General features: G+C 70.1%; 23 protein-coding genes. 11 read left to right on the top strand and 12 right to left on the bottom strand.

Annotation, left to right across the window (positions count from 1 at the left end):
• Positions 1-418 precede the first annotated feature (418 nt).
• From pstB to pstS, 4 genes are all read right to left on the bottom strand, one after another.
• On the bottom strand, positions 419-1,195 hold the full coding sequence (pstB, locus tag LQ326_RS44690) for a phosphate ABC transporter ATP-binding protein PstB (protein ID WP_234544864.1): 777 nt from the start codon (positions 1,193-1,195) through the stop codon (positions 419-421).
• 38 nt (positions 1,196-1,233) lie between these two features.
• Positions 1,234-2,295, bottom strand: a complete 1,062-nt coding sequence (pstA, locus tag LQ326_RS44685) for a phosphate ABC transporter permease PstA (RefSeq protein ID WP_234544863.1) — start codon at positions 2,293-2,295, stop codon at positions 1,234-1,236.
• Complete coding sequence (pstC, locus tag LQ326_RS44680; RefSeq protein WP_234544862.1) at positions 2,292-3,302, bottom strand: phosphate ABC transporter permease subunit PstC; 1,011 nt, start codon at positions 3,300-3,302, stop codon at positions 2,292-2,294. The genes pstA and pstC overlap by 4 nt, the downstream gene beginning before the upstream one ends.
• A 139-nt stretch (positions 3,303-3,441) precedes the next feature.
• A complete protein-coding gene (pstS, locus tag LQ326_RS44675; protein WP_234544861.1) occupies positions 3,442-4,569 on the bottom strand; it encodes a phosphate ABC transporter substrate-binding protein PstS in 1,128 nt (375 codons plus the stop codon).
• A gap of 362 nt (positions 4,570-4,931) precedes the next feature.
• Here pstS and LQ326_RS44670 point away from each other — a divergent pair, with 362 nt between their 5' ends.
• Positions 4,932-6,500 carry an FAD-binding oxidoreductase gene (locus LQ326_RS44670; protein ID WP_234544860.1) on the top strand — a complete coding sequence of 523 codons (1,569 nt, stop codon included), beginning with the start codon at positions 4,932-4,934 and terminating at the stop codon, positions 6,498-6,500.
• Between the two features lie 269 nt (positions 6,501-6,769).
• Here LQ326_RS44670 and LQ326_RS44665 read toward each other — a convergent pair whose 3' ends face one another.
• The 6 genes from LQ326_RS44665 to LQ326_RS44640 form a co-directional block, all read right to left on the bottom strand.
• Entirely contained in the window at positions 6,770-7,462 is a 693-nt protein-coding gene (locus LQ326_RS44665; RefSeq protein WP_234544859.1) for a phosphatase PAP2 family protein, read from the bottom strand.
• A gap of 193 nt (positions 7,463-7,655) precedes the next feature.
• A complete protein-coding gene (locus LQ326_RS44660) occupies positions 7,656-8,675 on the bottom strand; it encodes a C40 family peptidase (protein WP_234544865.1) in 1,020 nt (339 codons plus the stop codon).
• A gap of 86 nt (positions 8,676-8,761) precedes the next feature.
• Positions 8,762-9,535, bottom strand: coding sequence for a trypsin-like serine peptidase (locus LQ326_RS44655; protein ID WP_234544858.1), 774 nt, complete (start codon positions 9,533-9,535; stop codon positions 8,762-8,764).
• A gap of 163 nt (positions 9,536-9,698) precedes the next feature.
• Entirely contained in the window at positions 9,699-10,211 is a 513-nt protein-coding gene (locus LQ326_RS44650) for a hypothetical protein (RefSeq protein ID WP_234544857.1), read from the bottom strand.
• A 228-nt stretch (positions 10,212-10,439) separates the two neighbouring features.
• On the bottom strand, positions 10,440-11,207 hold the full coding sequence (locus LQ326_RS44645; RefSeq protein WP_234544856.1) for an SDR family oxidoreductase: 768 nt from the start codon (positions 11,205-11,207) through the stop codon (positions 10,440-10,442).
• A 114-nt stretch (positions 11,208-11,321) separates the two neighbouring features.
• On the bottom strand, positions 11,322-12,230 hold the full coding sequence (locus LQ326_RS44640; protein WP_234544855.1) for an oxidoreductase: 909 nt from the start codon (positions 12,228-12,230) through the stop codon (positions 11,322-11,324).
• 71 nt (positions 12,231-12,301) lie between these two features.
• Between LQ326_RS44640 and LQ326_RS44635 the strand changes: the two genes are divergently transcribed.
• From LQ326_RS44635 to LQ326_RS44595, 9 genes are all read left to right on the top strand, one after another.
• Positions 12,302-12,904, top strand: a complete 603-nt coding sequence (locus tag LQ326_RS44635) for a TetR/AcrR family transcriptional regulator (RefSeq protein WP_234544854.1) — start codon at positions 12,302-12,304, stop codon at positions 12,902-12,904.
• A 296-nt stretch (positions 12,905-13,200) separates the two neighbouring features.
• Positions 13,201-14,574 (top strand): S53 family peptidase, encoded by a 1,374-nt coding sequence (locus LQ326_RS44630; protein WP_234544853.1) that lies wholly within the window; start codon positions 13,201-13,203, stop codon positions 14,572-14,574.
• Positions 14,575-14,997: 423 nt separating this feature from the next.
• On the top strand, positions 14,998-16,305 hold the full coding sequence (locus tag LQ326_RS44625; protein ID WP_234544852.1) for a S53 family peptidase: 1,308 nt from the start codon (positions 14,998-15,000) through the stop codon (positions 16,303-16,305).
• Between the two features lie 334 nt (positions 16,306-16,639).
• Entirely contained in the window at positions 16,640-16,948 is a 309-nt protein-coding gene (locus tag LQ326_RS44620) for a DUF8827 family protein (protein WP_181804900.1), read from the top strand.
• A gap of 141 nt (positions 16,949-17,089) precedes the next feature.
• Complete coding sequence (locus LQ326_RS44615) at positions 17,090-17,920, top strand: DUF8175 domain-containg protein (protein WP_234544851.1); 831 nt, start codon at positions 17,090-17,092, stop codon at positions 17,918-17,920.
• The gene (locus tag LQ326_RS44610) at positions 17,910-19,262 is read left to right on the top strand and encodes a hypothetical protein (protein ID WP_234544850.1); all 1,353 of its coding nucleotides are present in this window, start codon (positions 17,910-17,912) and stop codon (positions 19,260-19,262) included. Before LQ326_RS44615 ends, LQ326_RS44610 begins: the two co-directional genes overlap by 11 nt.
• Complete coding sequence (locus tag LQ326_RS44605; protein WP_234544849.1) at positions 19,259-20,818, top strand: SCO6880 family protein; 1,560 nt, start codon at positions 19,259-19,261, stop codon at positions 20,816-20,818. The genes LQ326_RS44610 and LQ326_RS44605 overlap by 4 nt, the downstream gene beginning before the upstream one ends.
• A 14-nt stretch (positions 20,819-20,832) precedes the next feature.
• Positions 20,833-22,251 carry an ATP-binding protein gene (locus tag LQ326_RS44600; protein WP_234544848.1) on the top strand — a complete coding sequence of 473 codons (1,419 nt, stop codon included), beginning with the start codon at positions 20,833-20,835 and terminating at the stop codon, positions 22,249-22,251.
• A gap of 12 nt (positions 22,252-22,263) precedes the next feature.
• Entirely contained in the window at positions 22,264-23,865 is a 1,602-nt protein-coding gene (locus LQ326_RS44595; protein ID WP_234544847.1) for a type IV secretory system conjugative DNA transfer family protein, read from the top strand.
• A 206-nt stretch (positions 23,866-24,071) separates the two neighbouring features.
• Here LQ326_RS44595 and LQ326_RS44590 read toward each other — a convergent pair whose 3' ends face one another.
• Both LQ326_RS44590 and LQ326_RS44585 read right to left on the bottom strand, forming a co-directional pair.
• Positions 24,072-25,304: an IS4 family transposase gene (locus tag LQ326_RS44590; protein WP_234544846.1), complete on the bottom strand. Its 1,233-nt coding sequence runs from the start codon at positions 25,302-25,304 to the stop codon at positions 24,072-24,074.
• 91 nt (positions 25,305-25,395) lie between these two features.
• Positions 25,396-25,962: a GNAT family N-acetyltransferase gene (locus LQ326_RS44585; RefSeq protein WP_234544845.1), complete on the bottom strand. Its 567-nt coding sequence runs from the start codon at positions 25,960-25,962 to the stop codon at positions 25,396-25,398.
• A 71-nt stretch (positions 25,963-26,033) separates the two neighbouring features.
• Here LQ326_RS44585 and LQ326_RS44580 point away from each other — a divergent pair, with 71 nt between their 5' ends.
• Positions 26,034-26,582 carry an isochorismatase family protein gene (locus tag LQ326_RS44580; RefSeq protein WP_234544844.1) on the top strand — a complete coding sequence of 183 codons (549 nt, stop codon included), beginning with the start codon at positions 26,034-26,036 and terminating at the stop codon, positions 26,580-26,582.
• The last annotated feature ends 12 nt before the right edge of the window (positions 26,583-26,594 follow it).

Genomic DNA, 26,594 nt, shown 5'->3' with positions numbered 1-26,594 from the left:
GTCGGCAGCCAACTGTTCACACCCCCTACACCCACTAACCCGCCCCGGCAGACAGGCACGCAGCCCCCACCTGGCGGCCCAGCACCGTCCGGCGGCACAGGCCCCCGCCTGGCGGCGCAGCCGCCGTCTGGGGGCGCGGGGAACTGCGCGAGCAACCCCCACCCACCCGCAGCCGCCGCACAACGGCCCCACCCACCCGTCACGGCGCCACCACCCCACTCACCCGCAGCCGCCCGGCAACAGGTCCCCCCACCCTCGACCTCACCTCTCCAAAGAACCGAGTCGGGTGGGCGGGTGGGCAGGGCAGGGCAAACGGCGGGGAAACGCAAGTCGGGCCCGCCCCCGGGAGCCAGGGGCGGGCCCTTTTGCATCCTCGCGGTGGCACCGCCATGCAGCACCGCGAGGGGTCAGTTCCGGCTCAGCCGAAGCGGCCCGAGATGTAGTCCTCGGTGGCCTGGACCGACGGGTTGGAGAAGATGCGCTCCGTCTCGTCGATCTCGATCAGCTTGCCGGGCTGGCCGACGGCAGCCAGGTTGAAGAACGCCGTGCGGTCGGAGACGCGCGCCGCCTGCTGCATGTTGTGCGTCACGATGACGATCGTGAAGCGCTCCTTGAGCTCTCCGATCAGGTCCTCGATCGCCAGCGTCGAAATGGGGTCGAGAGCCGAGCAGGGCTCGTCCATGAGCAGCACGTTCGGCTCGACCGCGATCGCGCGGGCGATGCACAGCCGCTGCTGCTGGCCGCCGGAGAGGCCGGAGCCGGGCTTGTTCAGGCGGTCCTTGACCTCGTTCCAGAGGTTCGCGCCCTTGAGCGACTTCTCGACGATGTCGGTCAGCTCGCTCTTCTTGTAGTTGCCGTTCAACCGCAGACCCGCGGCCACGTTGTCGAAGATCGACATCGTGGGGAAGGGGTTCGGGCGCTGGAACACCATGCCGACCTCGCGGCGCACCGCCACCGGGTCGATGTGGGCGCCGTAGAGGTTCTCGTCGTCGAGGAGGACCTTGCCCTCGACACGGCCGCCCGGGGTGACCTCGTGCATGCGGTTGAGCGTGCGCAGGAACGTCGACTTGCCGCAGCCGGAGGGGCCGATGAACGCCGTGACGGTGCGCGGCTCTATGTTCATCGAGATGTCGTCGATGGCCTTGTGGGAGCCGTAGTAGGCGGAGAGCCCGCTCACGTCGATTCGCTTGGACATTACTTCTTCACTTCCAGGAGTCGGTCGCTGTCGGCCGGTCAGCGACCGGTCTTGGGGGCCTTCCAGCGGGCGATGCCGCGGGCCGCCAGGTTCAGGATCATCACGAAGGCGATCAGCGTGAGCGAGGCCGCCCAGGCACGGTCGTACGCGTACGTCGAGCCCGAGCTGTTCGCGTACTGCTGGTAGATGTACAGCGGAAGCGCCTGCTGCGCACCCTCGAACGGGTTCGTGTTGATGAAGGAGTTGCCCCACACCAGCAGCAGGATCGGCGCCGTCTCACCCGCGATACGGGCGATCGCCAGCATGATGCCCGTCGTGATACCGCCGATCGCGGTGGGCAGGACCACCTTCAGGATGGTGCGCCACTTCGGGATACCGAGCGCCAGCGAGGCCTCGCGCAGCTCGTTCGGGACGAGCTTGAGCATCTCCTCGGTGGAGCGGACGACGATCGGCATCATGAGGATGGCCAGGGCCAGCGAGCCGGCGAAGCCGAACGGCTGCATGTCGAAGATCAGCATGAGGCTGAGGATGAACAGACCGGCGACGATCGACGGGATACCGGTCATCACGTCGACGAAGAAGGTCACCGCCTGCGCGAGGCGGCCGCGCCCGTACTCGACCAGGTAGATGGCGGTCAGCACGCCGATCGGCGCGGCGATGACCGTGGCGAGGCCGACCTGCTCCAGGCTGCCGACGATGGCGTGGTAGATGCCACCGCCCGGCTGGGCGTCGGCGACGACGCCCATGGAGTGGGTCAGGAAGTAGACGTCGAGCTTCTTCACGCCCTTGGAGACGGTCGTCCAGATCAGGGAGACCAGCGGCACCACGGCGAGCAGGAAGGCGACCCAGACCAGGGCGGTCGCGATGCGGTCCTTGGCCTGGCGGCGGCCCTCGACGCGCGCGGCGATGACGTAGGTGCCGAGGACGAAGAGGACCGCGGCGATGAGCGCCCACTGGATGCTGCTGCTCAGGCCGGCGGCGGCGCTGATGCCAAGGCCGAGGGCGATGGACCCGGCGGCGATCGCCCAGAACGACCACTTCGGCAGACTGGCCCCGCGCAGAGTGCTGGGACGTTTGTCGGTCACGGCTGCGGTGCTCATGCGTTGGCCCCCGAGTACTCCTTGCGGCGGGCGATGATCATGCGAGCCGCGCCGTTGACCAGCAGGGTGATCACGAACAGGACCAGACCGGAGGCGATGAGCGCGTCCCGGCCGTCCTGCGTCGCCTCGCCGAACTTGGAGGCGATGTTCTGGGCGAAGGTGCCGCCGCCCGGATTGAGCAGACTCAGGTGGATGTCGAAGTCCGGGGAGAGCACGGTGGCGACGGCCATCGTCTCGCCGAGCGCACGGCCGAGGCCGAGCATCGACGCGGAGATCACACCGGAACGGCCGAAGGGCAGGACGGCCATGCGGACGACCTCCCAGCGCGTGGCGCCGAGGGCCAGGGCCGCCTCCTCGTGCATCTGCGGCACCTGACGGAAGACCTCACGGCTCACGTTGGTGATGATCGGCAGAATCATGATCGCGAGCAGGATGCCGACGGTGAGCATCGAGCGCGGGGCGCCCTCGTCCCAGGAGAAGAGACCGGTCCAGCCGAGGTAGTCGTTCAGCCAGCCGAAGAGGCCGTTCATGTGCGGTACGAGGATCAGCGCGCCCCACAGGCCGTAGACGATCGACGGCACGGCGGCGAGCAGGTCGATCACGTACGAGATGGCACCCCCCAGTCGGCGCGGGGCGTAGTGCGTGATGAACAGCGCGATGGCCACCGCGACCGGCACCGCGAGGCCCATGGCGATGACCGAGGAGACGATCGTGCCGTAGACCAGGACCGCGATACCGAAGACCGGCGGGACGAGGTTGGTGTTCCACTCGAAGGTGGTGAAGAAGTTGCCGTGGTCCTTGCTGATCGCCAGCGAGGCGCGGTAGGCGAGGAAGACCGCGATCGCGGCCATGATCACCAGCAGCAGGATGCCGGAACCGCGGGAGAGACCGAGGAAGACCCGGTCACCGGGGCGGGTGGCACCGCGGGCGTTGCGCTTCTGCTCAGCCACGGTCGGCCGAGGAGGGGGAAGGGGAGCGTCTTCTGTGTTCTTGGTGGTTATGTCCATCAGGTTCTCCGGTCTGCGGAACCGCACGCTGTGTGCGGCCCTGCGAAGCCGTACGCGAGTAGGGCTTCTGGCGGCGGTGCACCGGACAGCGCGGTCCGGTCCCGGGAATCAGGCCCCGGGACCGGACCGCACACTCAGATCAGCTGAGGCCGTTGATGGTGGTACGGACCTTGGCGATGATTTCGTCGGGCATGGGGGCGTACTTGAGGTCGGCCAGCATCCCCTGACCGTCCTCGGAGGCCATGTAGTTCAGGAAGGCCTTGACGGTCGGCAGCGTGTCCGCCTTGTTGCCCTTGTCGCAGACGATCTCGTAGGTGACCAGGGTGATCGGGTAGGCGCCCTCGGCCTTGGTCGCGTAGTCCAGCGAGAGCGAGAGGTCGCTGCCGGTGCCGACGACCTTGGCGGCCGCGATGGCCTTGGTGGCGCTGTCGGTGCTGGGGGCGACCGGGGCGCTGGCGCCCGTGTCGATGCTGACGGGAGTCACGCCGTCACCGACGTAGGACAGCTCGAAGTAACCGATCGAGCCGTTGGTCTGCTTGACCTGCTGGGCCACACCGGAGGACTGCGCGGCGGACTGGCCGCCCTTGGCCTGCCAGGTCTTGCCGCCCGAGTACGGCCAGTCGCTCTTGGCCGCGGCGATCAGGTACTTGGTGAGGTTGTCGGTCGTACCGGAGTCGTCCGAGCGGTGGAACGCCTGGATCTTCAGGTGGGGAAGCTTCGCGGAGGGGTTCAGCTTCTTGATCGCCGCGTCGTCCCAGTACGCGATCTTGCTGTTGAAGATCTTGGCGAGGGTCGACGCGTTCAGCACGAGGTTGTCGACACCGGAGAGGTTGTAGCCCACGGCGATCGGGCCGCCGACCATCGGAAGGTCGATGCCCTGACCACCGGAGCAGACCTTCTTGGAAGCGGTGACCTCTTCGGGCTTCAGCGCGGAGTCCGAGCCGGCCCACGGGATCTGACCCTGCGTGAAGGCGGTGACACCAGCGCCGGAGCCGCCGGCCTTGTAGTTGATCTGCACGCCACAGGCCTGCGAGAAGTTCTTCACCCACGCGTCGACGGCGTTCTTCTGCGCGGAGGAGCCGTCGGACAGCAGCTGTCCCTTGGCACCGTCGCACTTGATGGAGGAGCTGGAGCTGGCCGAGGCCGAAGCGCCGCCCGAGCCGCTGCTCGTGTCGTCGGAGCCGCACGCCGTAAGGGCCAGGGCGCCGGAGACGGCGACAGCACCGAGAGACAGGGCGCGCAGCCGGTTCTTGCGCTGAAGCTTCACTTTCGGGAGTTCCTTCCAGAGGCGCCACCTTCGGCGGCGTGCGAAGTAGGTGGTGGGCAAGGGCCTCCTGAATGCGCATTCTTGGCCGCTCACCGCACCCGGTAAGGCCGAAATTAGGCAGAACAGGTGAAGCCGCCGATGGCCATAGGTGAACGGGGGGTGAACCCCTGCCGTCGACCCGGTTAGGTCACGGAATGCTCACGGTGAGGGCACATGCCGGTTCCAACAGGCGGGTCGCGCGAACAAGTCATCGGCGTTCGCCATCACAGCCGTTACGACGTCACAGCGTTCGTTACACCGCACCGGAACCCGTGTGCGACGGACGCCGTCTCGTCCCACGACAGCCGACGAAAGGCACGGGCATGGAACGGCGTTCCTTCATATCGGGCGGAGCGGCCGCCCTCGCGGCGACCGCACTGACGGGGTGCAGCTCCGGCGGCACCACCGCGACTCACATGACCGGGGCGCCACTCGCGACAGCATCCTCATCCTCTCGTACGCCACTGAAGACCACCAGCGCAGCGGCCGCGGCCAACTGGACGGCCCTCGCGCACGCCCTGGACGGCACCCTGGTCCGCCCCGGCGACGCCTCCTGGACGACGGCCCACCAGCTCTACAACACCCGCTTCGACGGCCTGAAGCCGGCGGCGGTCGCGTACGTGGCCCACGCCGACGACATCCGCACCACGCTGTCGTACGCCCAGGCCCACTCCCTGAAGGTCTCGATCCGCAACGGCGGCCACTCCTACGCGGGCTACTCCTCCGGCGACGGCCGTCTGATCCTCGACGTCTCGAAACTGAACCGCGTCCGCGTCAGCGGCGGCACGGCGGTCGTCGGCGCCGGCTCCAAACTGATCGACGTCTACCGGGCCCTGGCGGCCAAGGGCGTGACCATACCGGCCGGCTCCTGCCCCACCGTCGGTGTTTCCGGCCTGGTCCTCGGCGGCGGCCACGGGGTCGCCTCCCGCGCGTACGGCCTGACCTGCGACAGCCTCACGCGCGCGACGCTCATCACCGCCGACGGCACCCAGGTGACCGCTGACGCGAGCAACAACGCGGACCTCTTCTGGGCACTGCGCGGCGCCGGCAACGGCAACTTCGGCGTCGTGACGGAGCTGCAGTTCAGGACCCACCCGACCCCGCAGGGGGTCACGGGGTACCTGACCTGGCCGTGGTCCAAGGCGGCGCAGGTCCTCAAGGCCTGGCAGGAGTGGGGCCCCTCCCAGCCGGACGAGATCTGGTCCTCCCTGCACCTGGAGAACTCGGGCAGCGGCCCGCGCGTCTCGGTCGCCTGCTTCTCGATGGGCACGTACGGCGAGTTGCAGAACGCCGTGGACGCCCTCGCCCACAAGGCGGGCGCCAACGCCTCCTCCGTCTCGCTGCGCCGCCACGGCTACGAGGAGGTGATGGAGATCTACGCCGGCTGCTCCTCCTTCGCCACCCAGGCGCAGTGCCACCTGCCCGGCTCCACGCCGGGCCGCTCCCCCCAGGGTCGACTGGGCCGCGAGACGTACACGGCCCGCTCCGACTTCTTCGACCGCTCGCTCTCGGCGGCCGGCATCCAGACGGCCCTGCGGCAGATCGCCGCCGTCCGGGGCGGTGCGGGCAGCATCGCGTTCACGGCGCTGGGCGGAGCGGTGAACAGGGTGGCGCCGACGGCGACGGCGTTCGTGCACCGGCGGTCGCGGATGCTGGCGCAGTACATCGTGTCCTGGGGGGCGGGCTCCTCCGGCAGCACGGGGCAGTCCTGGCTGAACGCGGCGCACGCCGCGATGAGCCCGTACGCGTCCGGCGCGGCCTACCAGAACTACACGGACCCGACGCTGACCGGCTGGAAGAAGGCGTACTACGGCGACGCCGTGACGAAGCTGGGCAAGGTGAAGAAGCAGTACGACCCGGAGAGGTTCTTCTCGTACGCGCAGGGGTTGTAGAAATCGTTCGGCTGCGGGTGCGTGGGGGCTGGTCGCGCCCACGCGGCGGAGCCGCATATCGACTACAGCCCCGCGCCCCTGAAGGGGCGCGCCGCCCAGCCGTGTCTCACATAGCCGCGGGCAGTCGTGCCCCTGGGCGATGGGGGTCCCCCCGCGCGAGCGAAGCCGAGCGTGGGGGAGGGTGGGCGCTGGGGGTCCCCCGGCCGAAGGCTGGGGGAGGCACCCGGCCGGCGCCGGTAAGCGTCCCCACTCCCGCGGCCCGGCCCCGTCTACGCCGCCAGGTCCCGTTCCTCCGACTCCACCGGCGCCCGGCCCCCCGGCACCAGTCCGACCCGCGCCGACTGCCTCCGCACGATCCACCCCACCCTCGGCGCCCCCTCCACCGCCTTCATCAGCGGCGTCAGCAAGGCCGTGGCCAGCGGAGACAGCAGAAGCACGACCGCCGTACCGAGGGCGAACCCCCCGACCACGTCCGTCGGATAGTGGACCCCCATGTACACCCGGCAGAACCCTTCCGCCAGAGCCAGCGCTATCCCCGCGATCCCGAACCGCCGGTTGGCGACGAACAGCCCGGCCCCCAGCGCCATGGTGATCGTCGCGTGGTCGCTCACGAAGGAGTAGTCGGTCTTGCCGGAGACCAGGACGTCGAGCCCCTGGTGGGTGAGGAACGGCCGGGGCCGCTCGACGAAGCCGCGGATGGGAACGTTCACGAGGACGGCGATCGCGGCGGCGAGCGGCGCCCACACCAGCGCGGCCATGGTGGCCGGCACGTCCTCGTCGGCCCGGCGCCGCACGGACCACCAGCACCACACCACCAGCAGCACCATCGCGACCAGCAGCCCGTACTCCCCGACGAACTCCATGGCCCGGTCGAACCAGTGCGGCGCGTCCTTGGCCAGGCCGTTGATGTCGTAGAGCAGGTCGACGTCGGGGTTCGATCCGGATTCGGCGATTACAGCCATCGCGCTGTGGCCCCTTCGTCGTCGTTCCGGGACGCACCTGGTGTGCGTCGCTCGCTGCCACCCCCGTGGTCGGTTACGTCAACAGGAACGCACGGCCCACACCACTGCGTTCCAGGTTCCACCGAATGATCACGCAGACGTTATCGAAGAGAGACACGAAGCCCCAGCTCAGGGGGTAGGTCATACGCTCCGTTCACACCGTCGTGGGGAGTGCTTTCGCGCCATCCTCGGTGACCCGGGTGGCCCCGAAGTAGTCGGCCGAGTCGATGGGGTCGAAACGGATCACGGCCCCGGTGTAGGGCGCGTCGATCATGTATCCGCCGCCGACGTAGATCCCCACGTGGTGGATGGCGCGGGAGTTCGAGAGGTCGGTGGAGAAGAAGACGAGATCGCCGGGGAGCAGTTCGTTGCGCGAGGGATGCGGCCCCGCGTTGTACTGGTCGTTGGCGACTCGCGGCAGCGTGATCCCGACATGGGCGTACGCCGCCTTTGTCAGCCCGGAGCAGTCGAAGCGGCCGCCGTCCGCGGCGGTGCCGTTGCCTCCCCACAGGTAGGGGGTGCCGAGCTTGCTCTGGGCATAGTTGATGGCCCCGGCGGCCTGCTTGGTCGGGGAGAGCCGGCTGACGGGCGCGGCGAAACTCTGCTCCAGCGTGGTGATCGTCTTGACGTAGTTCTGGGTCTCCTTGTACGGCGGCACCCCCTTGTACTTGATGACCGCGTACGCCCCCGCGTTGTAGGCGGCGAGCATGTTCTCGGAGACGTTCCCGGGAACGTCCTTGACGTACGAGGCGAGCTCGCAGTCGTAGGAGGCGGCCGACGGAATCGCGTCGTTCGGGTCCCAGACGTCCCGTACTCCGTCGCCGTTCCCGTCGATGCCGTGGGTGGCCCAGGTCCCCGGGATGAACTGAGCTATCCCCTGCGCGGCCGCCGCGCTCTGCGCCCTCGGGTTGAACCCGCTCTCCTGGTAGAGCTGTGCGGCGAGCAGGGCGGGGTTGAGGGCGGGGCAGAGGTTGCCCCATTTCTGCACGAGCGTGGAGTACGCGGCCGGTACGGCGCCCTTGGCCAGGGTCTTGCCGGCGCCGCCGACCCCGCCCAGCAGGTTCCCGGCGACGAGGTACACACCGATGACGAGCAGCATGACGAAGCTCAGCCCGAGCGCCGCCGCCGCGCCACCGATCACCCATACTTTCCGCACGCCCCAACCCTCCCCCATGTCAGGGCTGTTCAACGCCATTTCGACGGAGAGTGGCGCTATTTCACGGGAAGACGGCGCACATGACGCCTTCTCAGGCGGCCGGCTCAGCCGCCCGTGGCGTCCTTGTACAGCTCGGCGGCCTCCCGGCCGAGCACCACGCTGTAGGAGACGTCGGGCGTCAACCCGCCCTGATCGTGCCCGCCGAGCACCCCGACCACCTCGTGGTCCCCGTTCACCCACGGGCTCCCGCTCGTACCGCCCGTGAACTCGGGGCAGTCGATGCGCTGTTGGGTGGCGCCGCGCGCGACGGGCCGGTTGGTGCAGCTGACCGGCACCTCGCGGGAGTCCGGGTAGCCGGTGACGGTGACGGCGGTGGCACCGGTGGCCACCCCGGCGGCGAACCGGTTGCTCCCGGTCACGTCCTCGACCCGCTTGCCGCCCAGCTCGTCCACGACGGCGAAGGCAATGTCACTGTCCTCGTCCTGCCCGTGGGCCCATCCGTCGGGCAGGTACCGCCTGCCCACCTTCCACACCCCGTACGGCGCCTGTCCGTCCCGGTAACCCGGCACGAACACCAGCCCGGTGTCGTCCCCCTCCCCGTCGATGCAGTGCGCGGCGGTGATGATCAGGTCCCGCTGCGGGCTGTGGACGACGGAGGCGGTGCAGAAGTGGTTGCCGGACAGGCTCCCGGCCTTGTCGGCGCCGAACAGCGCCCCGGCCCGGGCGCTCTCGGCCGTGTCGCCGACCACCGCGGTCACTCCGAACGGTCCCGCCGCTTCGTCGGCGGCCGCGACGGAGGCCGACGTGGCGGCCAGCACGAGCACGGCGCAGAGCGCGACGCGTCGCAAGGTGACGGAGATGCGTGAGGTGCGCTTCATCAGCGCCCACTGTCTCCCACAAAGGTGAGAAACGGTTCCCGACTTCACTGAGATTTTTCCGGGAACCGCCCTTGCGGCCGACCCACCGCACCGCGACGAGGGAACTTCACCGGCAGTGACGCCCTGACAGGCGCCGTCCTCGGGACGGGTGTACGGCGCGTGGCTAGTCCCGGATCCCCAGGTCCGTCCTCATCAGTGTCCGCATCGCCACCAGCCGGGGCTCCGCCTGCTTGATCTCGACGAGCAGGTGTTCGACGCTCTCCCCGTCGCGTGCGAGGCCGCGGTCGACGCGCTTGGCCGCCGCGTCCACCCCCGCGAGCACCTTGTTGAGTTCCCGCGACGCCTCCATGATCCGCAGCGGGACGATCATCTGGGCCGCCGCGTAGTGGTCGCGGTACTCCCTGCGGGAGTTCTCCAGACCGGTGCGGTCCTCCTCGGTGTAGACGCCGTCGCGGATTCGGTGCAGTGCGTCCTTGAGGAGTGTGTGGAACTGCTCGGAGGCGCGGTTCATGGCCGTGTACGCCGCTCGGCGTTCCTCGAACGAGCGTCTGCGGTCGGCGAGTTCGGCCTCGGTGGCACGTTCGCGGGCGTTGAAGCGTTGCGGGAGCACCGCGCCGAGGAGAGCCCCGCCGAGGCCGGCGGCCGCGGTGATCGCAGTCGCTATCGCGTCTGACATGCGGCGGACCCTATCGTGATCCGCACACCGCACTGCCGTCGCCGGAGGCCGAACCCGTCCCTGGCCGGATCTCCTGCCACGGTGCGCCGCGCGCGGTTCGGCACCGTCGGCTTCGACGACCGCAAGCACCTGGAAGACACCGGCCCCGGCGCGGTCGCCCGTGCCGACGAAACGCCTCGCGCGGTCCTCGGCCTCCGGGACCACCACCGCGCCTCCCCCGCCCCGCGCTCAGAACGTCGTGGTCATCCCGCCGTCCACCGCGATCGTCTGCCCGGTGATGAAGGACGCCGCGTCGCCCGCCAGGAAGACGACGATGCCCGCGATCTCGGCCGGGCGGCCCCATCGGCCCAGTGCCGTCCGGGTGCGCAGCCACCTGCCCCACTCCGGGTCCTCGGCCAGCTCCGCGTTGACCTCCGTGGCGAAGGTACCGGGGGCCACCGAGTTCACGGTCGTACCGCTCGGACCCAGGTCGGCGGCGAGCGCCCGGGTCAGGCCGTCCAGGCCCGCCTTCGCCGTGGCGTAGGCGACGTCCCCGATACGGCCGAGCTGGCCGACGACGGACGAGACGTTGATGATGCGGCCCGGGACGCCCCGCGCGGCCAGCCCCCGGGCGACCGTCTGGCTCAGCGCGTACGCCGACGTCAGGTGGACGTCGAGCAGCGCGGAGAGTTCGTCCGGGGTCATCTCCTCGACGCCCCTGCGGTCCCGGTGGCCCACGTTGTTGACGAGGATGTCGATCGCGCCGAGGGCGGTCACCGTCTCCTCGGCGGCCCGGCGGTCGGTGACGTCGAAGGCGGCGCCCGTCACGTCCAGGCCGTCGTCCGCACGCAGCCGGGAGACCGCCTCCGCCAGCGCCGCCGCGTCCCGGCCGTTGAGGACGACCCGCGCGCCGGCGCCCGCCAGTCCCCGCGCCATCTCCAGGCCCAGACCCCGCACGGAGCCGGTCACCAGGGCCGTACGGCCGTCGAGCGTGAAGTCCACGGTGCCGGCGCTCATCCGGCCACCTCCCGGAGAGCCGTCGTGTCGATCGTATGCGCCCACCGTATCCGGGCGCCTCGACGGGTCCGCCGGGCCTCCGGTGGCCGGGCGGTCAACCGGCCGTCCCGCCGTTCACGCGGCCTCGACGCCGAGCGGCCACCGCACCCGCGTCATCTCCTCCGACAGCGTCCACAGCCTGCGGGCCGCCGCCGGGTCGCTGGCCGCCGCGCTGCGGCCGACCAGGGTCGGCGCGCCCCGCATCTCGCCCAGGCCGTCCGGGCCGACGTAGCTCGCGCCCGGCAGGTCCTGGGTCGCCGCGAACAGGGTGGGGAGGGTGCCCGCGCGGTCGTCCTGGGCGACGAGACGGTTGCCGAGCCGCATGCCCAGGCGGGCCAGCCGGCTGGCGGTGTGGCTCTGCAGGTTGGTGGCCGCGTAGCCGGGGTGGGCGGCGAGGGCGCGGACCCGGGAGCCGGCCTCCGTCAGGCGGCGCTGGAGTTCCAGCACGAACAACAGGTTCGCCAGCTTGGACTGGGCGTAGGCACGATTCGGGGTGTAGGAGCCCTCCAGGTTCGGGTTGTCGAAGTGGATCACTCCGTCACCACTCCGGTGCAGGCCCGAGGAGACCGTCACCACGCGGTCCGTGACATACGGCAGCAGCAGGTTCGTCAGCGCGAAGTGGCCCAGGTGGTTGGTGCCGAACTGCATCTCGAAGCCGTCCTTGGTGCGCAGCTCCGGGAGCATCATCACGCCCGCGTTGTTGATCAGGAGGTCCAGCGGCCGGTCCCAGCCCGCGGCGAACTCCCGTACCGAGGACAGGTCGGCCAGGTCCAGGCGGCGGACCTCGGTGCTGCCGTTCACCCTGGCCGCGGCGGCCCGCCCGCGCTCCGGGTCCCGTACCGCGAACACCACGTGCGCGCCCGCCCGGGCCAGCGCGTCCGCAGCCGTGAAGCCGAGGCCGCTGTTGGCACCGGTGACCACGGCCGTGCGGCCGGTAAGAGCAGGGAGGTCGGAAACATTCCATTTGCGATTCTTCTCAGCCATGACGCCAATGTAGGCGTCGACAACAATGATGTCAACGACAACAAAGCTTGCGGCGGCTACATCGGGTTACGATGGCACCCATGCCGCAAAGCCGCCCCTACCACCACGGAGACCTGCGCGCCGCCCTGCTCGCCGGCGCCGAGCGCACCCTGCGCGAGCGGGGCAGCGCCGCCCTGTCCCTGCGCGAACTGGCCCGCGACACCGGGGTGAGCCATGCCGCCCCCGGGCGGCACTTCAAGGACAAGCAGGCACTGCTGGACGCCCTCGCGCTCAGCGGGTACGAGCGCCTGAACCAGGCCCTGGCCGCGGCGGACCTCCCGGACGCCACCCTCGAACCGCGCATGACCGCACTCGCCCGCGCCTACGTCACCTTCGCCGTCGCGAACCCCGAGCTGCTGGAGCTGATGTACTCCCGCAAGCACGCCCCGGACATCGGCACCGAACTCGCCGCCGCCGCCGAGCTGTCCCTCGGCTCCTTCGTCACGTTGGTGGCCGACGCCCAGCGGCGCGGCGAGATCGTCCCGGGCGACCCGGAGACCGTCACCCTCACGGCCGCCGCCGGCGTCCACGGCCTGGCCGCGCTGGCCACCAACGGCAGCCTCCGGCCGGAGGCGGTCCTGACCGGTCTGGAGCACCACATCCACCTCATGCTGTACGGCCTCAAGCCCCGCTGATCCGGGGCTCGTTCGGCCCTCCTGGCGGCTCGGTACGCCCCGGTCAACGCGCATTGAGCCCCGCCCGCACCGGACTTCAGGTCAATCGAACCCCAAACTCCGGCCATCCGGCCCCCAATGATCAGTAAGCCCTTCCCGCCCTTCAGTAACGCGGAAGTCAGAATTCCGAAACCCACCTTGTTGTCGCGTACTCAACAAGGGGATGGTTCGTCGCGGGCCGCCGCCCCCACCGGCAACCACACCGGTGGCCCCCCACTCGCAGGCCTCTGTCCCAACCCCACCCAGGAGGCTGTACCTTGCGTACGACCACCCCCAACTCCCCCCACATACGCGGCAGACGGCGCCGGATCGGTTCGGCAGCCGCCGCCACCGCCGCGCTCCTGGTGGCCGGCTTCGGCACCGCGGCCCACGCCAGCGCGGCCACCGCGACCGCCGACGCCACCCACAGGGTCAGCGCCAGGGCCGTCGCCGCCCAGGTCGCCAAGGCCCACGTCCGGTACGAGAAGGCCGGCTGCGGCGCCACCCCGAAGAAGGGCTACGCCGCCTGCGACGCCCTCAGGGTCACCGGCGGCACCACCGCGTTCATGGAGAAGCAGGCCGCTCTCAAGGGCATCGCGCCGAAGACCGTCAAGCCGGACGCCGCCTCCGACTCCCCCACCGGATACGGCCCGAGCGACCTCCAGTCCGCCTACGGCCTGACCTCCGCCGCCGCCTCCAACGGCTCGGGCGAGACCGTCGCCATCGTCGACGCCTACGACGACCCGAACGCCGAGTCCGACCTCGCGACCTACCGCTCGTACTACGGCCTGCCGGACTGCACCACCGGCAACGGCTGCTTCACGAAGGTCTCCCAGACCGGCTCCACCACCTCGCTGCCCGCCGCCGACAGCGGCTGGGCCGGCGAGGAGTCCCTCGACCTCGACATGGTCAGCGCGACCTGCCCGAACTGCAACATCCTGCTCGTCGAGGCCAAGTCCGCGTCCGACGCCAACCTGGGCACCGCGGTGAACGAGGCCGTCAAGCTGGGCGCCAAGTTCGTGTCGAACAGCTACGGCGGCTCCGAGTCGTCCTCGGACACGACGTACGACACCTCGTACTACAAGCACGCGGGCGTGGCCATCACCGCGAGCGCCGGCGACGAGGGCTACGGTGCCGAGTACCCGGCCGCCTCCCGGTACGTGACCGCCGTCGGCGGCACCGCCCTCACCACGTCCTCCAACAGCCGCGGCTGGACCGAGTCGGTGTGGAACACGTCCAGCACCGAGGGCACCGGCTCCGGCTGCTCCTCCTACGACGCCAAGCCCAGCTGGCAGACCGACACCAGCTGCACCAAGCGCATGATCTCCGACGTCTCCGCGGTCGCCGACCCGGCCACCGGCGTCTCCGTCTACGACTCCTACGGCTCCGACGGCACGGGCTGGAACACCTACGGCGGCACCAGCGCCTCCGCGCCGCTCATCGCCTCGGTCTACGCCCTGGCCGGCACCCCGGGCAGCAGCGACTACCCGGCCGAGTACCCGTACGCCGCGGCCGGCACCTCCGCCCTCAACGACGTGACCAGCGGCAGCAACGGCACCTGCTCCACCTCGTACTTCTGCACCGCCGGGTCGGGCTACGACGGCCCGACCGGCTGGGGCACCCCCGAGGGGACCGACGCCTTCACCGGCTGAGGCCCGCACCGATTGACCTCCCCGTCGGGTCACGGGGAGCCGCCACCGTGAGGGGGACGTGGGGTCCCCTCGGCGGCAGGGAAAGGGAGACGGGCCACGGCAGCCGGCCGTGGCCCGTCTTTCATGCCCCCGCCGACACCGGTTGCATGCTCTTTGCAACTCCCGTGTGTTCGCTGTGGGTTGAGTCAAGCGCCCGTCACCCGCAAGACAACGGGCGGCCATTGAAGGGTCACGCGAAGGCTGTGTTCGGCAATGCGGAAGTCAGGATTCCAGCAGCCTCTTGTTGTCGCGTACTCAACAAAGGATTCTCTTCGCGGGCCGCCGCCCCGCCGCCGGGGAACCCGTACCGACGGCGAACGCACCAGATCGCACCCGCACCGCCCCTGTTCCCACCCCAGTTCCGGAACTCAGGAGGCTGCACGCATGCGTTCCACTCCCCCCAACAGAGCGTCCGACCGCGGTAGCCGGCGCCGGATCGGCGCCGCCGCAGCGGCCACGGCCGCACTGGTCTTCGCCGGCTTCGGCACCGCCGTCCAGGCCGACGCGGCACCTTCCGTCTCCTCGAAGGTGACCTACACCGCGACCCCCTGTGCCACCCCCAAGCACAAGGGCGAACTGGCCTGCAACTCCTACCGCGTCACCGGCGGCCTCACCGCCTACCAGAAGCAGCAGGCCGCGAAGACCGGCATCACCCCCAAGGCCGCCGACGCCTCCACCCCCTCCGGCTACAGCCCGGCCAACCTCCGGTCGGCCTACGGCCTGACCTCCGCCGCCGCCTCCAACGGCTCGGGCGAGACCATCGCGATCGTCGACGCGTACAACGACCCGAACGCCGAGTCCGACCTCGCGACCTACCGCTCGTACTACGGCCTCTCCGCCTGCACCACGGCCAACGGCTGCTTCAAGAAGGTCAGCCAGACCGGCTCCACCACCTCGCTGCCCTCCTCCGACGCCGGCTGGTCCGAGGAGATCTCCCTCGACCTCGACATGGCCTCCGCGATCTGCCCGAACTGCAACATCCTGCTCGTCGAGGCCACCAGCGCCACGATGGCCAACCTGGGCAAGTCGGTGAACGAGGCGGTCACCCTGGGCGCGAAGTTCGTGTCCAACAGCTACGGCGGCTCCGAGTCGTCCTCCGACACCTCGTACGACTCCTCGTACTTCAATCACACCGGTGTCGCCATCACCGTCTCCGCCGGTGACAGCGGCTACGGCGCCGAGTACCCGGCCGCCTCCCGCTACGTGACCTCGGTCGGCGGCACCAAGCTGTCCACGTCCTCCAACAGCCGCGGCTGGACCGAGTCGGTGTGGAACACGTCCAGCACCGAGGGCACCGGCTCCGGCTGCTCCTCCTACGACGCCAAGCCCAGCTGGCAGACCGACACCAGCTGCACCAAGCGCATGATCTCCGACGTCTCCGCGGTCGCCGACCCGGCCACCGGCGTCTCCGTCTACGACTCCTACGGCGTCACCGCCGGCTGGTACACCTTCGGCGGCACCAGCGTCTCCTCGCCGATCATCGCCTCGGTCTACGCGCTCGCCGGCACCCCGGCCAGCGGCACCTACCCCGCCCAGTACCCCTACGACTACGCGGGCACCTCGTCCCTCAACGACGTGACGAGCGGCAGCAACGGCTCCTGCTCCACCTCGTACTACTGCACCGCCACGACCGGCTACGACGGCCCGACCGGCTGGGGCACCCCCGAGGGCATCACCGCCTTCGCCAACTAGTCCGGCACCAGCCTCATACGGGTCGCGGCAACCAGCCGCGGCCCGTTCGTCATGAGAACATCGGGACGGTGCCTGTCACCCGACTGGCCGTCAAAAACCCCGCCAGGCCGTAAGAGGGGTCAACGACGGAACCACACCACAGGTTCCGCACAGCCCTCATTGCCCGGCGTGACCTGCCGTGATACACAGAGTGACCGTACGATACCTTCGTACGAAACCCGCCAATCAATGACGTCAAGTCGACATACTCCGGCGGCGTTGTCGGCGACAATGATGCGTGACCTCTGCACTCGGCAGAGGCGGACAGAACTACCCACCAGGGGCGGTGACTTACATGTTCCTTGCGGCCGACAAGGGAGACATCAACACCATCATCGGCGGAATCGCTCCGGACTGGGGGCCTTTCGGCAGCCTGGGCAACGAAGCGAAGACGATGATCCAGGTGGTCATGGCCGTCGCCATCCTGATCTGCCTCGGCATCGCCGTCTGGGGCGCCGCCAAACAGCGCATCGGCGCCACAGCCCTCCGCGACACCTTCAGCGCCGAACAAGGCAAGGGCCTCATCATCGCCGGTCTGACCGGAGTCTTCATCATCGGCTCACTCGGCACCCTGTTCACCATCGTGTACGGCATGGCCGTCTAGCCGACCTGCACCTCCCTTTTCCCCGCCCCGAGGTTGCGTTTCCCTGATGTCGAGTCACCACACCGCGCCCGCGCGGGAACCAGCACGGCTACCGTCGTACTGCTACGCGTTCCGGTACGACGTGGAGGGGGAGTACCCGGCATGAGCCTCGGAGACGAGCCCGGTTACCCGGAGACCGGCCACACCCGCACCCGCCTGCCCGAGGACCCGTACGGCGGCGCCAGCCGCCGCGGCGGCCGGTCCTCCTCCCGGAGCCTGGTCACGGTCGTCGGCGTGGTCGTCCTCCTGATCGCGGCGATCGCCTTCGCGAACAGAGGCGGCGGCGACGACCCCTCGAACACCGCCGACACCGGCAGCGCCGCGGACGGCAGCCGGCCGGTGACGTCTTCGACGGCGGCGAGCGGGACGAAGCCGGTGGCGACCAGGAGCCAGGGCATTCCGACGGGCTTCGCCCACAACGCACAGGGGGCGCAGAGCGCGGCCGCCAACTACGCGATCGCGCTGGGTTCCGACGGCATGTTCAACACGGCCAGACGGCACGCGATCGTGCAGACCGTCGCCGACCCCGGCGTCGTGAACAGCATGCAGTCCGGCTTCGACAGCGACTACTCGGCCGGCTTCCTGACGAAGGCCGGCCTCACCGCCGACGGCACGGCCCCCAAGGGCAGCACCTTCGTCAGCCGTACGCTGCCGGCCGGCACCACGGTCACGTCGTACAGCGACAGCGCCGCCACCGTCGAGGTCTGGTGCAACGGCCTGTTCGGCATCGCGAGCCAGACCTCCACCAACCCGGTCACCAGCAACTGGTTCACCGTCACCATGAAGCTGAACTGGAGCGGCGGCGACTGGAAGGTCCTGGAATCCAGCCAGCGGACCGGCCCCACCCCGGTCAACGGGGACAACCCCGTGTCCGGATCCGACGAGATCAGCAAGGCGGTCCAGGAATTCGGAGGGTTCACCTATGCCCGCTAGCCAGCACCGCGTGCTCAAGCTGACCGGCCTGGTGGCCTCCGCGCAGGCCTGCGCCGTCCTCCTGGCCACCCGCGCCTTCGCGGCCCCGTCACCGAGCGCCTCCCCCTCCGTGAGCCCGTCCGCCACCCCGAGCAGCAACAACTGCGCGGGCATGAGCGGCCCCTCACTGCAGCTCTGTGAGAGCGGCTCCGGCGGCAGCGGCGGCGCCTCCACCAACGACCCCCTCACCTCCACCCTCGACCCCCTCGCCTCCCTCGCCCAGGGCTGCGCCAAAGCCGCCTCGTGGACCATCGACAAGCTCAGCGGTGCCGTCAAGGAGACCGCCAGCGTCGACTTCACGAACGAGAAGTTCCTCCAGCAGTACGCCGTGGTCTTCGCCGCATCGACGATCCTCACCCTCCTGCTGTGGCTGCTGGCCGTGGCGAAGCGCGCGGTGCGCGGGGTCCCGCTGACCACGGCCATCTCCGAGGCCGTCGGGTTCCTCTGGCTCACCGTCCTGGCCTCCGCCTTCACCCCCCTGATCCTCTACACCGTCGTCTCCGCGACCGACGGCGTCACCGACGTCCTCGCCAAGACCACCGGCGACCAGACCAACACGTTCTTCGGCACCTTCTCCGGCGCCCTCAACAAGGGCAACGACATCGGCGGCGGCCCCATCATGCTGATCGTCGTCTCCCTGGTCAGCATCCTCGCCGCCGGGGTCCTCTGGCTGGAACTCGTCATCAGGGCCGCCCTGCTCTACGTCGGCGCCCTCCTCGGCACCGTCGTCTACGCCGGCCTCGTCGACAAGAACCTGTGGGGCCACGTCCGCCGCTGGGCCGGCATCATGATCGCCGTCATCCTCGTCAAACCGGTCATCGTGATAGTGCTGGGCCTCGCCGGCGCCCTGTCCTCCGACGGCGGCCCCGACGCCTTCTCCGCCGTCGTCTCCGGCCTCGCCATCATCCTGCTCGCCATCTTCGCCAGCGCGATGATCTACCGCTTCGTCCCCGGCTTCGGCGACGAGATCGCGGCCGGCCGCAGCAACCGCATCATGCAGGGCGCCGAAGGCAAGGCCGCCGCGGTCATCAGCAGCCCCGCCAACCTCGTCGCCCAGGGCATCAGAACGCACAGCGCCCGCGCCGACAACAACGGCGGCGGGGGCGGGAGTTCCGGCTCCTCCGGTGCCCGCCCGTCCAACCCCGCCTCGGGCGGTGTCGCCGCGCACAGCACGCGCACCCCGAACGGTGGCGGCGGCGGAACTGTCCCCTCCGCCGCACCCGCACCCCGCGCGCCCAGCCCGGCGAAAACCCCGCATGCCAGCAACACCCGCAACAACAGCTCGGGAGGTGAAGGGCGTTGACGACCGAGTCCCACCTGTCCCATCCGATCACGCCCCGCCGTACGTATCTCATCGGCCGCGCCCGGCCGAACGCGATCATCGGCAGGAACCGCGAGTCCGGCGAGATCGCGCTCATCATCGTGGGCGCGTTCCTCGGCATGATGTGCGGGCTCCTCGTCCCGGTCCTCTCCCTGCGGATCGTGCTGCTCATGGGCTTCCCGCTGATCGCGCTGGCCGCGGTCTACGTGCCGTACAAGCGCCGCACGTTCTACAAGTGGTTCGAGATCAACCGCAGTTACAAGCGGAACCTGCGCAAGGGCACCGTCTACCGCTCCAGCGCCGCCGAGGCCGGCACCCGCCTCGACGGCCGTGAGGTCGAGATCGGCCCCCCGCCCGGCATCGGCCGCATCAGCTGGCTCGCCGCCCCCTTCGGCCCCGACGAGATCGCCGTGCTCCTGCACGCGGACCGCAAGACGGTGACAGCGGCCATCGAGATCGAGGGCCCCGGCGTCGGCCTGCGCGACTCCGAGGACCAGGAAGCCCTCGTCGACCGCTTCGGCACCCTCCTCAAGCACGTGGCCAACGGCGACGGCTTCGTCACCCGCCTCCAGATGCTCGCCCGGACCCTCCCCGCCGACCCCGACGCCCACGCCAAGGACGTCGCCCAGCGCGGCGACGACAGGGCCCCGGGCTGGCTGGCCCGCTCCTACGACCAGCTCCAGTCCATGGTCTCCACCAGCAGCGAGCAGCACCGCGCCTACCTCGTCGCCTGCATGCACTACTCCCGCGAACTGGCCTCCGAGGCCCAGGTGATGGCCCGCGCCGCCCGCCCCCAGGCCGGCCGCAAGCTGGACCGCGACGCCGGTCTCGCGGTCGTCATGGCCCGCGAGCTCACCGACATCTGCTCCCGCCTCCAGGAGGCGGACATCCGGGTCCGCCAGCCCCTCGGCCAGGGCCGCCTCGCGTCCCTCATCCACTCCATGTACGACCCGGACCACCCCATCGACCACATCCAGGCGATGACCCAGCGCAACGCCTGGCCCGCCGAACTGGACGCGATGGAGCCGACGTACCTCCAGGCCAAGACCCGCGAGTCCGCCACCCGGGAGCCCTGGTGCCATGCCACGGCCTGGGTGAAGGAGTGGCCGATGACCCCGGTCGGCGTCAACTTCCTCGCCCCGCTCCTGGTCCACACCCCGGACGTCATCCGCACGGTGGCGGTCACCATGGACCTCGAACCCACCGAGGTCGCCATCGAGCGCATGCTCACCGAGAAGACCAACGACGAGGCGGAGGCGTCCCGCGCCGCCAAGATGAACCGGACCGTCGACCCCCGCGACATCGCCGCCCACACCCGCCTCGACCAGCGCGGTGAGGACCTGGCCAGCGGCGCGGCCGGCGTCAACCTGGTCGGCTACATCACCGTCTCCTCCCGTACCCCGGAGGCCCTCAACCGCGACAAGCGCACGATAAGGGCGTCCGCCGGAAAGTCGTACCTGAAGCTGGAGTGGTGCGACCGCGAGCACCACCGCGCCTTCGTGAACACACTTCCCTTCGCCACCGGAATCCGAAGGTAGAGGCTGATGCGCTGATGAGGGACCCGCTGTCCGTCCTCACCGAAGCCTTCACGTCCTTCCTCTTCGGGAAGGTCGAGACGACCCGCTCCCCGGTCCGCACCTCCACCGGCCAGGCCCAGGCGGTCTACCTCCCCACGGCCGCCCCCGGCCTGGGCGACTCGGGCGTGATCATCGGCCGTGAGGTGTACTCCGGCAAGGGCTACATCTACGACCCGTTCCAGCTCTACGGCCAGCAGCTCCCGGCCCCGCACTGGCTGGTCCTCGGGGAGTCCGGCAACGGCAAGTCGGCCCTGGAGAAGACCTACGTCCTGCGGCAGCTGCGCTTCCGCGACCGCCAGGTCGTCGTCCTGGACGCCCAGGGCGAGGACGGCGTCGGCGAGTGGAACCTCATCGCGGAAGAGCTGGGGATAACCCCCATCCGGCTCGACCCGATGGCGGCCCTGGACCACGGCATCCGGCTCAACCCGCTGGACCCGGCCATCACCACCACCGGCCAGCTGGCGCTGCTGCGCACCATCATCGAAGTCGCGATGGGCCACGGCCTCGACGAACGCGCCGGCTTCGCGCTCAAGGTCGCCCACTCCTACGTCAACGAGACGATCCTCGACCGCCAGCCCGTCCTGACGGACATCGTCGAGCAGCTACGGCACCCCGAGCCGGAGTCGGCGGAGGCGATGAACGTCGCCCTGGACGACGTACGGGCCTGGGGCCTGGACGTCGCCCTGGTCCTGGACCGCCTGGTCGACGGTGACCTGCGCGGCATGTTCGACGGCCCGACCACGGTCGGCATCGACCTCGACGCCCCCCTCATCGTCTTCGACCTCTCCCACATCGACCGCAACTCCATCGCCATGCCGATCCTGATGGCGATCGTCGGCGTGTGGCTGGAGCACACCTGGATCCGCCCCGACCGCAAGAAGCGAATCTTCCTGGTGGAAGAGGCCTGGCACATCATCGCCAGCCCGTTCGTGGCCCAGCTGTTCCAGCGGCTGCTGAAGTTCGGCCGACGGCTCGGCCTGTCGTTCGTGGCGGTGGTGCACCACCTGTCCGACGTCGTCGACGGCGCGGCGGCGAAGGAGGCCGCGGCGATCCTGAAGATGGCCTCGACACGGACGGTCTACGCCCAGAAGGCGGACGAGGCCCGCGCGACCGGCCGTGTCCTCGGCCTGCCCCGCTGGGCGGTGGAGATCATCCCGACCCTCACCCCCGGCATCGCCGTCTGGGACGTCAACGGCAACGTCCAGGTGGTCAAACACCTGGTCACCGAGACGGAACGCCCGCTCGTCTTCACGGACCGCGCGATGACCGAGTCGTCCAGCGACGTCCTGTTGTCCGGGGACGACGCCCTGGTCGCGGCCGAACTGGAGGCGGAACAGCGGGCGGCGGCCTTCGTGGAGCAGCACCTCGGTGACTCCGAATCGACGGTGGCGTAGGGAGGACCGTCCGTGAGACCGGACCCTCGGCAGGAGCGCGACCAGCGGGGCGGCGGCGGGATTCCCGACGGCCTGCTGGTCGGCATACTCGGGTTCCTGCTCGGCATCACGATCCTGGTGTGGACGGCGACGGGACTGGCGGCCTGGTTCGCCCACGGCAGCTGGCCGTCGACGGTCCGCCTCTCCCGTACCCCGCTCGCGATGCGCCACCTCATCGGCGCCCCGCACGACGTCACGGGCGCCTGGCCGGACACACCGGCGGCTCAACTGGCGGGCTGGGGGCTGTTCTGGGGCCTGTTCATCGGCCAGCTGATGGTTCTGGCCGTCCTCACCGTGTTCGTGCTGGGAACGGTGACCCGGTGGCGGGCCGGGAGGAGAAGACGGGCCGCCACGGCGGCGCCGGCCGTGGCGGCGGAGAGCGGTCGGGCGGCCGCGGTTCCGGACCCCCGCACCGAGCCGGAAACGGTCCAGGAGACGGTCCTGGACACCGGCCACGGGCCGGGCCGGGGCACGAGCCATGGGACAGTCCGTGGCACGGGCCACGGGCCGGTCCGGGGCACGGCGCGCCCGATGGAGCCGGCGCATCCGCTGGAGCCGTCGCTCCCGACAGCGCAGATCGTGGAGCACCCCGGCTCCGAACAGGGCCCGGAGGCGGTCCGCCCCGCCCCCGGCGGCAACCTGCCGGGCGCCTGGGCCAGGATCCACATCGCACCGCGGGACGGCCGCCAGGCCATCGCGCTGCAGGCGATCCAGGACGCGCTCGGCCCCGCCCTCGTCGTCACCTCGAACGCCACTCTCTGGTCGGAGACGAAGGACGCCAGAGCGAAACTCGGCCCCGTCCTCCTCTACGACCCGAACCACCTCTGCGACACCCCCGCCCGCTTCCACTGGTCCCCCACCGCCCACTGCGAGGACAAGCCCACCGCGATCCGGCGCGCGCAGGCCCTCCTCACCCCGGTCAAGCCCACCGCGAGGATCGACCAGACGGTCGCCGACACGGCGGAGACCCTCCTGCGCAGCTATCTCCACGCCGCCGCTCTGGAGAACCGCACGGTCCGCCACGTCCACCGCTGGGCACAGGGCACCGGTGTCCAGGACGCCGTACGAACCCTCCGCACCCACCCGAAGGCCGCCCCCGGCGCCGCCGGCGAGCTGGAAGCCGCCCTCACGTCCCATCCCGAGCGCCGGGACATCGCACAGGAGTTGACGGCCCGGGCGCTCGCCGCCCTCTTCACGGTCAACATCCGCGAGGCCTGCACACCCAACCGATCCGATGCCCTCGCCCTGGATTCCTTCGTCGCCGAAGGGGGCACGCTTTATGTGGTCGGTGAATCCATCGAGGACCCCAGGACCAACCCGGGCGCGATGCCTCTCCTGACGGCCCTCGTCTCCAGCGTGGTCGAGCACGGCCGGCGCATGGCCGAACGGTCATCCTCCGGTCGGCTCGACCCACCACTGACCCTGGTCCTGGACGACGTGGCGGCCGTGGCTCCGCTCCCCCAGCTCCCCGACCTCCTGGCCGCAGGCCCCGACCAGGGCCTGCCGACCCTCGCCCTCCTCCGCTCCCACGAACAGGCCCGCTCCCGCTGGCCACACCGGGAACTGCCGGTCTAGGCCCAATACCGGTGATTTAGGTTGTTTTCCGGCTGCTTGAGGTGGCTCTGGTTGGCCCGACCAGCCGGACCGTCGGGGTGTCTGGCCGTGGTGGGCTGTGGTGCTCGGCACGCTTGAGGGCCCAGTTGGACATCTTGCGTTTGATCACGCGGGGGTTGGAGCGCAACCGCCGTGCGGGCAGCACTCGTTCGGTGATCTCACGCAGGCTATGGGCGATGGACCGGGCCAGTCGCGAGGGGGGAAAGCGCCGCCTGCCCGGTGACGTGGCGGCGGACGACGCGAAGGGTGCGGGTGAAGGAGATCCGGTCGGGATCGTGCCCGGCCTTGAGGGCGGCCTGGTGCATCAGGTCCCGCAGCGCGTGGTGGACCAGCAGGAACGCGAAGATCTCCTGTTCGACGCCGCGTGGGTGCTGGGAACGCAGTACCAGACCTGGGACGCCCTGGTGGTTCTTGATCTCGTCCAGGGTGTTCTCGATCTCCCACCGCTGGGCATAGAGGGCGGCAAGCTCTTCGGCCGGTGCCTGGCCGGGGTCGAGGAGGGTGGTGATCAGCCGGTAGACGGTGCCGTCACCGCCGCGTGGGCCGAGGGTGTACTCGATCACCCGCACCCGCTCGGGGTCCGCGCGCCGATAGTTGTCCCGCGCGGCGACGATCTCCGACAGGCAGGAGCCGTCGGTGAGGGTTTCCAGGACCGGCAGCACCACGACGCTGCGGACCCGCCACAGCAGGTCCGCGCCGCCCGCCTTCGCGGCCCGCCACAGGTCGAGGCCGCAAAAGCCCCGGTCGGCGAGCACAAGCATGCCCTTGGTCAGCGCGGGGAACAGCCTCTGGGCCGGGGCGGTCTCGTGGACCTTGAGTGCTCCGACCTCGGCCGCGAACACGGCATGGGTACCGCACTCGACCACGGCCGCCGCCCTCGCCTGCGGATACGCACTGCGGCCCTGCCCGCGACTGGTACCGGGACGCCCGAAGAACTGGGCGTTCGCAGCAGTGTCCGGAACGTCGAAGACTGTGCCGTCCACCGCGACCAGTCGCCACCGCCGGTACCAGGCGCCTTGCGTCCGCGCGACCGCCACTGGCCGGCATACTCGGGTGAACAGGGCCCGCAACGGCTCCGGCCCGAGCCGCAACCGGGCCCGCCCGATCGCCGCCGTCGTGGGCACCCGCCAGGTGGTCGCCCACCGGCCTTCACGCTCCAGCCCCTGGACCAGAAGCCGGGCCACCTCTTCATAGCCCTGCCCGAAGAACAGGCACATCGCCAGGACGAAGTACACCACCACCCGTGCTGGCAGCAACCGCGTCCGCTGCTCGACCCTGCCGCACTCCGCGATCACCTCGTCGACCAGTTCCGGCGGAAAAGCCCGCGTCAGCACCCCCAACGCGATCCGATCCGAGAACCGATCAACCCTCGACGACTTCACCTGACCCGGCCTTGGCACAACCCACCCAACGACCAAAACACACCAAAGTCACCGGTATTGGGTCTAGGGCCGCCTTGGCCAGTTCCAGGGGTGAGGAGAGCAGGACCGTCTAGGCCGGCCACTCCAGAACGAACTCGATCTCGGTCTCCGCCTTGTCCTTGAAGAACGGCACGAGCACCCCGCTCGGCACGAATCCCGCTTTGCGGTACGCCCCCTGGGCCCGCGGGTTGTCCGCGTGCACCAGCAACCGAGCCCGCTCCGCGCCCCGCTGCCGTGCCCACTCCACCCCGGCGTCGAACAACGCCTTGACCAGACCGCTTCCCCGGTGCTCGGGCCGGACGAACACCCCCACGACATGCCCCTGCCGCCGCTCGACCGGGAACCCGGCCCAGTCCGTCGTCCCGGCCTCCTCGATCAGCACGGTCACGGTTCCGGCCCACTCCCCGTCCGCCGCCACCGCGACGAACTGCCGCGCGCCACTCGGCTCCTCGGCCGAACGCGCCGCCCGCTCCCGGTAGAACGAGTCGGGCCGCCGCAGGGCCTCGTCATAGGTCTCCAGGAACGCGATGTCCGCCAGCGGGTCCCGCAACGCGGCCATCCGCAACCGCTTGACGGCCTCCCACTCGTCCGCCCGTATCGCCCGAATCACGTAGTCACCGCCGGCCATAGCACTCATGCGGCCACGCTAGCGTCGACCGTCCATCTCGCTCACCTTGTTTGTCAGTGCCGCCGTCTACGGTGGGCACCATGACGACTCTTCCGAACCGTCCGAACACCGCCCTGCTGATCGTGGACGTGCAGAACGGAGTGGTGGGCAGCTCCCACAACCGCGACGAGGTCATCGCCAACATCAACACCCTGCTGGCCAAGGCCCGTTCCGAGGCGGTCCCTGTCGTATGGATCCAGCACTCCAGCGACGAGCTGAAGCCGGACAGCGCCCCCTGGCGGTACGTCCCCGAGCTGATCCGCGAAGCGACCGAGCCCCTTGTGCACAAGCGCTACGGAGACTCCTTCGAGGACACCGAGCTGGAGTCCGTGCTCGCCGCACGCGGCGTGGGCCGTGTGGTCGTCACCGGCGCGCAGACGGACGCCTGCATACGCTCCACCCTGCACGGCGCGATGGTCCGCGGCTACGACGCCACCCTGGTCGCCGACGCCCACACCACGGAGGACCTCACCGCCTACGGCGCGCCGGCCCCGGAGCAGGTCGTCTCGCACACGAACCTCTACTGGAACTGGCAGGAGGCTCCGGGCCGAAAGGGCGGCACGGTCGATACGGCGGACATCACTTTCTGACGCCCTACCGGA

This window comes from Streptomyces shenzhenensis, assembly GCF_021462265.1.
GTDB lineage: Bacteria > Actinomycetota > Actinomycetes > Streptomycetales > Streptomycetaceae > Streptomyces > Streptomyces shenzhenensis.
Note: the sequence above shows the minus strand (reverse complement) of the source record. Positions and strands in the feature narration are given on the sequence as shown.